Here is a 5,058-nt window from a genome sequence, read left to right as displayed (position 1 = left end):
ACAGAGCCAGGGCTGGGCTGGGTCGGGCGAAGAGAGTCTTGCACCCGGTGCGTCCCCGCGCGGAGGGAAGCCGTACGGTGTGCCACCGCCACGTGGCGCGAAACCGTACGGCGCGAACCGTACGGCGTGGAAACGCGCGGTGGCTCCGCCGCATCCGGCACCGGCCCGCGACGAGGGGCCTTCCCCCATGCCCCGTGGGTGTCGTCCGCCATCTCGTTTGGGTGGTGTCACGGATGGCGAGTGCCGGGGGTCGGATGTGAGCGTGGAGAAACCCCCGGGCCGCGGTCCCGGGACGCACAGGCCGTAACCCCTCGGGACCCGTGGGTGTACCGGCCGCGGCCCCGTATGGCGGAGAACCCCCACCGACACGAAGGAGCGTTCCCCACTCGGGTCAGTCGATCAGTTCCCCCCTCCGTTCCCGTGCTGTGGAAGGTGGTGACCCGTGGGACATGCCGACACCCTGCTCGCCATGGGCGGCGCGTTCCTCGCCGCGGCGTTCCTGGCCCGTCTCGGCAGCCGGATCGGGCTGCCGACGATCCCGCTGTTCATGCTCGCCGGCATTCTGCTCGGCCCGCACACGCCCGGCCTGGTCCTGGTCGAGGACGCGCACGACTTCTCGATGCTGTCGGCGCTCGGTCTCGTCCTGCTGCTCTTCTACCTCGGCCTGGAGTTCCACCTCGACGACCTGAGACGGGGCGGCAAACAGCTCCTCAGCGCTGGTGGCATCTACCTGGCGCTCAACGTCGGCGCGGGGCTGGGATTCGGGTTCGCCCTCGGCTGGGGAGCGCGGGAGGCCCTGGTGCTCGCCGGGGTGCTCGGCATCTCGTCCTCCGCGATCGTCACGAAGATCCTCATCGAGCTGGGCCACATCAGCCGGCCCGAGACCCGCCTCATCCTCGGTGTCACCGTCGTCGAGGACATCTTCCTCGCGCTGTACCTCGCAGCCCTGCAGCCCGTCCTCAGTGGCGCCCAGGGCCTCGGGGACATGGCCCTCCAGGCGTCCAAGGCGTTCGGCTTCCTGATGGTGCTCGCCGTCGCCGCCCGCTACGGAACCCGGCTGTTCGGCCGGATCATGGCCGTACGCGACAACGAGCTGCTGGTCGTCACCTTCCTCGGGACCGCGATCTTCGTCGCGGGAGTCTCCGAGGTGCTCGGGGTCGTCGACGCCATCGGTGCGTTCATGGTCGGTCTGATCGTGGCCGGTACCCCCGCGGCGCCCCGGATCCGCACTCTGGTGCACCCCCTGAGGGACGCCTTCGCGGCGATCTTCTTCTTCGCCTTCGGGCTGGCCATCGACCCGGGGGACATCGCCTCCGTCGCGGGTCCGGTGGCCGTCGCGGTGGCGCTCACCCTCGCGATGAACCTGATCGCGGGCCTCCTGGTGGCCCGCCTGTACCGGTACGGCGTCGACATCGCGGCCGACATCGCCACCACGCTCGTCTCCCGCGGCGAGTTCGCGCTGATCCTGGCCGCCATGGCCACCGGCGCGGGGCTCGACGACCGGCTCACGCCGTTCATCGCCGGATACGTCCTCGTCCTCGCCGTGCTCGGTCCGGTGCTCGCCAAGCAGTCCCCTCTGCTCGCGCGTGCCCTGCGCGCCGTCCAGGCCCGGCTGCCCGACCGCGGCTCGTCCCGGGACACCGGAACCGACCCGGACACCGGACCCTCATCGGGCACGGGGCTCCCCCCGGATCTGGACGCGGGGCCCGACGGAAGCCTGGACGCCGGGCCCGTGCCCGACCGGGAGCCCGCCGACGCCGAGCTCTAGCCGCACAGGAGCGGGCATCGGCCGCACGGAGAACGGCCGCACGGAGAACGGCCGTCAGCAGTACGGAAACTGACGCTTGATCAGGCTTCAGTGAGGGCTGGTCAGGGTCAGTCAGGGTTCGATCAGTCCCACCCGGATGGCGTACCGGGTGAGTTCCAGCCGGTCCTTCAGGTCGAGCTTGGCCAGCAGGTTCGCGCGGTGGCGCTCCACGGTCTTGGGGCTGATGACGAGGAGGTCGGCGATCTGCTGCGAGGTGTTCCCCTCGGCGACCAGCTTGAGGATCTCCTCCTCGCGGTCGGTGATGGCCTTCGCGGGCAGGTTCCGGCCGTCCCGGGCGAGTTCGAGGTAGTTGCGGATGAGGGCGTTGACGGCGCCCGGGTAGAGAAACGGTTCGCCGCGCATGGTGGCCCGGCAGGCCTCCACCAGGTCGCGGTCGGCGACGGACTTGAGCACGTAACCGGAGGCGCCGGCGCCCAGCGCCTCGAAGAAGAACTGCTCGTTGTCGTACATGGTCAGAATGAGGATCCGCGTCTGCGGCAGGGTGCGCGAGAGCTCACGGGCCGCCTGGAGGCCGGTCAGGCGGGGCATGGCGATGTCGAGAATGGCCAGGTCCGGTTCGTGGATACGGGCCTGTTCGAGGGCTTCGGCGCCGTTGTCGGCCTCGGCGACGACGGTCAGGTCCGGTTCGCCGTCGAGGATGAGACGTACTCCTCGGCGGACCAGCGCGTGGTCGTCGGCGAGGAGGATGCGCGTCAGGGCGCCGCCGCTCTCGGTGCCGGTGGGGGTGCTGGTGGGGCCGGGCTCGGTCATGTTCGGTGTTTCCGGTCGGGGACGGTGGTCGCGGGCGGCGGGGTCCGCACGGGCGCGGGGCCCCGCACGGGAACGGGGACGGCGAGGCGTACTCGGGTCCCGCCGTCGGCGGCCGGGCCCACGTCGAGGTCGGCGCCGACGAGCAGGGCCCGCTCGCGCATCCCGAGGATGCCGGCGCCCTCGGAGGCGGCGCCGATGCCCCGGCCGTCGTCCTGGACGCGCAGTTCCACTCCGGAGGGGGTGCGGCGCAGGGAGACCTCCGCGCGGCGGGCGTTCGCGTGCCGGGCGATGTTGGTGAGCCCCTCCTGGGCCACCCGGTAGAGGACCAGTTCGGCCTCCGGGCCCAGATCGGGAAGGTCGGGGGCGAGGCGGTGCTGCACCGTCAGGCCGGGGCCGCCGAACTCGGCGGTGAGTGCCTTGAGGGCGCTGGCCAGGCCGAGTTCGTCCAGGACGCCGGGGCGCAGCCGGCGGGCGATGCGCCGGATCTCGTCCAGGCTGCCCCGGGTGGTCTCCTGCACCAGGCTCAGTTCCTCCCGCAGCTCCGGCGGGGAGTGGTCGGCGACCCGCTTGAGCTGGAGCAGGACGGCGGTGAGGCTCTGGCCGACCTCGTCGTGCAGTTCCTGGGCGATCCGACGGCGTTCGTCCTCCTGCGCGGACAGGGCGCGGGCGCTGCTCGTAGCGCGTTCGTCCTCGAGCCGGTCGAGCATCGTGTTGTACGTGCTGATCAGCTCGGCGATCTCCCCGCGCCCGGTGACCTCGGGGCGCTGTCCCGGGCGGAGCAGATCGGTGGTGGACATGGCGCGGGTGACCCGCTGCAGCGGGGCGAGGCCGACGCGCAGCAGCAGGGCGTTGGCACCGAGCATGGCGGCCAGTCCCACGGTGAGCACGAGGGCCTCGGTGAGCAGGACCGGCGTGGAGACGGTGACCGGTCCGAGCAGCAGGACGGTGGCCGTGATCAGCACGACGGCGTTCAGCAAAAAGATCCGCCAGAACAGTGGCACCCGGTACCACCTCCTCACCGTGCTTCTCCGGAGCCGTCCGTCGTCGCACGGCCGTCCTGCTGTACTTATGCCCCGGCACCGCCGTAGTGCTGCCCTGCCGCCCCCTGGTCTTTCCCTGATACCGCCGATACCGCCGATACCGCCGTGACCCGACCCTCTGTCCCCGGTCCTGCCCCCCTGGAGGCTGCCTCCCGGGTCCTGCCCCCTGGAACAGCCTGGCGGACAGCACCCCCACAGGGCGCTGCTCGGCAGGGGTGCAGCCCGGGGCGGCCCTGCTGTCGTAGGCTCCCGTGCCACGGAGCTTTTGAAGGCCCGCGCTACCGGGGGCGCGGGCGCGGGCCGTCACGACCCAGCGTGAGCGCTGGTCCGACGGGGCGCCATCCGTGACAGCCCCCATTTTTCCCGTGGGTGTGCGGCGCCGGTCCGCTCCGCCTACAGCCTGGCCCCCGCGAAGATGGGGGCTGCTCCCGATGGTCGCGGGGCCCCCGGGCGGGCGATCCTTGAAGCGGACGCAGGCCCGTCCCCGTCGAATCACCCCGTACCGGGCGGGTGATGACCTCGGCGCACGGGCAAACTCCCAAGGTCGGCCCGATGGTGGAGTGTCGAGATTCCTGAGGGCCGGCGTTTCACTTTTCCGCCCCGGCGTCGGTTGCCACGGCACCGACGCCCGGAGGCGTTGCTTCGGAGGTGGCGGTCGGCCGTCTCACCGTGCTGCCACCGTTCGGGAAGGAGGAGACGTGCCCCAGTCCGACGACAAGCGCCTCGTCGATCTCGCAGCCCGAATCGAGCAGGACGACCCGCATTTCGCCCGCTCGATGTCCAGCGGGCGGCCCATCCGGCCCCGCGAGTACCGGCACGCGCGCGCCTGGTGGGTGCTGGGGGTCGGCCTCGTCCTGCTGACCATCGGCCTGATCATGCCCGACGGGCTGCTCATCGCGACAGGTCTGGTGCTCAGCGGAATCGGTGTACAACTGTTCGATCCGTACCCGCCGCAGAGCGGCGGTCAGGAGCGGCACTCGACCCGCTGAGGGCACAAGCCGCCGGGTCGTTCCACATTCCCGTACGTCGCTTTGTCATGCTGTGCGGCGTTCTTCCCAGCGCACCCCGGTTTGGGGTGCGCTAAAATCTTTACCAAGCGCTTACGCTCCGTTGAGCAGCGTTCCGCTCTTTCGTCGAGCGTTGAACTCTGCGCGTTGAGTACTGGGCACTGAGTGCGGTGTACCGAGTGTGCCGTGCCCTGGGTGCCGCGTACCGAGTGCCGAGCGGCGCCGACCGGTTGAACCGACGGGAAGAAGAACGGGGGCGTGACATGGGTCGAGTGATCCCCGTACGTGTCGACAACGCCGCCCGCGACGGCGTCCCTGATACCGGCGGCGCCGTCTGCCGTCCGAGCAGCCGCACCCGGCGCTGACGCGTCCCTCACCAGCCGCGAGCGCCGCCGGTTCCCGCCCCGGCCGCAGCCCGTGCCGTACCCGCCCC

Annotated in this window: 4 protein-coding genes; 2 read left to right on the top strand and 2 right to left on the bottom strand. The window is 71.3% G+C overall.

Annotation, left to right across the window (positions count from 1 at the left end):
- The first annotated feature begins 442 nt into the window (after positions 1-442).
- A complete protein-coding gene (locus AOK11_RS36105; protein WP_079035301.1) occupies positions 443-1,768 on the top strand; it encodes a cation:proton antiporter in 1,326 nt (441 codons plus the stop codon).
- A gap of 111 nt (positions 1,769-1,879) precedes the next feature.
- Here AOK11_RS36105 and AOK11_RS36100 read toward each other — a convergent pair whose 3' ends face one another.
- Positions 1,880-2,578, bottom strand: coding sequence for a response regulator (locus AOK11_RS36100; RefSeq protein WP_055597862.1), 699 nt, complete (start codon positions 2,576-2,578; stop codon positions 1,880-1,882).
- Positions 2,575-3,579, bottom strand: a complete 1,005-nt coding sequence (locus AOK11_RS36095) for a HAMP domain-containing sensor histidine kinase (RefSeq protein ID WP_055597861.1) — start codon at positions 3,577-3,579, stop codon at positions 2,575-2,577. The genes AOK11_RS36100 and AOK11_RS36095 overlap by 4 nt, the downstream gene beginning before the upstream one ends.
- 737 nt (positions 3,580-4,316) lie before the next feature.
- Between AOK11_RS36095 and AOK11_RS36090 the strand changes: the two genes are divergently transcribed.
- The gene (locus AOK11_RS36090; RefSeq protein ID WP_055597860.1) at positions 4,317-4,607 is read left to right on the top strand and encodes a DUF3040 domain-containing protein; all 291 of its coding nucleotides are present in this window, start codon (positions 4,317-4,319) and stop codon (positions 4,605-4,607) included.
- Positions 4,608-5,058 lie beyond the last annotated feature (451 nt).

This window comes from Streptomyces hirsutus (genome assembly GCF_001418415.1).
GTDB classification, from domain to species: domain Bacteria; phylum Actinomycetota; class Actinomycetes; order Streptomycetales; family Streptomycetaceae; genus Streptomyces; species Streptomyces hirsutus.
Note: the sequence above shows the minus strand (reverse complement) of the source record. Positions and strands in the feature narration are given on the sequence as shown.